At 72.3% G+C, this 1623-nt stretch carries 2 protein-coding genes; both read right to left on the bottom strand.

All coding sequences use genetic code 11. The features are described from left to right. A partial coding sequence (locus tag AB0B91_RS65825; RefSeq protein WP_358343185.1) for a cystathionine beta-synthase occupies positions 1 to 1242 on the bottom strand: 1242 nt, incomplete at its 3' end. A gap of 77 nt (positions 1243 to 1319) precedes the next feature. Continuing rightward, a partial coding sequence (locus tag AB0B91_RS65820; protein WP_358343183.1) for a YkvA family protein occupies positions 1320 to 1623 on the bottom strand: 304 nt, incomplete at its 5' end.

The raw sequence follows: 1623 nt of genomic DNA, 5'->3' as shown, positions 1-1623 counted from the left end.
GGCGATCATCGGCAGCGGCTCGGCCATGTGCCGCTCGATGGTGTCGTGCAGGTGCGCCTGGCCGGTGAAGAGCGCGTCGAGCAGGTCCTTCTCGGCGATCGAGCCGGCCACCTCGCCGGTGACCACCGGGGGCTCGGCCTTGAGCACCGGAAGCTGCGAGACGCCGTACTCGCGCATGTAGTCGATCGCGTCCCGGACCGTCTCGGTCGGGTGCACGTGCACCAGCTCGGGCAGGCCGCCCGGCTTGCCGGCGAGCGCGTCGGCGACCGTCGGCTCCGTGCCGGCGTTGTCCAGGAAGCCGTAGCGGGCCATCCAGCCGTCGTTGAAGATCTTGGACAGGTAGCCCTTGCCGCTGTCCGGCAGCAGCACCACGACCACGTCGTCCGGGCCCGCCTTGCGGGCCACCTCGAGGGCGGCCACCACGGCCATCCCGCAGGAGCCGCCGACCAGCAGCCCCTCCTCGCGCGCCAGCCGACGGGTCATCTCGAAGGACGCCTTGTCGGAGACCTCGATGATCTCGTCGGCGACCCCCCGGTCGTACGTCTCCGGCCAGAAGTCCTCGCCGACGCCCTCGACCAGGTAGGGCCGGCCGGTGCCGCCGGAGTAGACGGAGCCCTCCGGGTCGGCGCCGACGACCTGCACCCGGCCCTCCGAGGCCTCCTTCAGGTAGCGCCCGATGCCGGAGATGGTGCCGCCGGTGCCGACGCCCGCCACGAAGTGGGTGATCTCGCCCCCGGTCTGCTCCCACAGCTCGGGCCCCGTGGTCTCGTAGTGCGAGCGCGGGTTGGCCGGGTTGCTGTACTGGTTGGGCTTCCAGGCGCCGGGGATCTCCCGGGCCAGACGGTCCGAGACGTTGTAGTAGGAGCGCGGGTCCTCCGGGGCCACGGCGGTCGGGCAGACCACCACCTCGGCGCCGTACGCCCGCAGCACGTCCTGCTTGTCCTGGCTGACCTTGTCGGGGCAGACGAAGACGCACTTGTAGCCCCGCAGCTGTGCCACCAGCGCCAGGCCGACGCCGGTGTTGCCGCTGGTCGGCTCGACGATCGTGCCCCCCGGCTGGAGGAGGCCCGCCTTCTCCGCGTCCTCCACCATCCGCAGGGCGATCCGGTCCTTCACCGAGCCGCCCGGGTTGAGGTACTCCACCTTCGCCAGGACGGTGGCCTGGATCCCGGCCGTGACGTTGCGCAGCCGTACCAGCGGGGTGTTGCCGATCAGCTCGACGACGTTGTCGTAGTACCGCACCTCGTTGTGCCCTTCTCCTCCGGCGCCGCCGGCGGCGGCCGGGCAGACGTCTTCTCGACGCCCCAGGGTACGTGGGTTCAGGACGCCACGTGTCCGGGGATCACCGAGCTGCGCCGGGCCTCCCACTCCAGGAACCGCTCGGTCTCGGCCAGCACGCTGCCGGCCAGCCACGTCACCATGACCGCGTCGTCAGCCAGTCCGAAGATCGCCAGCGGGATCTCCGGAAGCAGGTCCACCGGCGAGACGATGTACGCCGTCGCCGCGGTCATGAGGGCCAGCCGCAGGCCGCCGTCGTACTCCCCCCGGGTGGTCGCCCGGATCATCCGGGGCAGCGCGCCCAGCCGCGCCCCGAGCGACGGCCCGCCCCGCGCCCCGGCCGCC

It is taken from the genome of Nonomuraea sp. NPDC049141 (assembly GCF_040648415.1).
Lineage (GTDB): Bacteria > Actinomycetota > Actinomycetes > Streptosporangiales > Streptosporangiaceae > Nonomuraea.
Note: the sequence above shows the minus strand (reverse complement) of the source record. Positions and strands in the feature narration are given on the sequence as shown.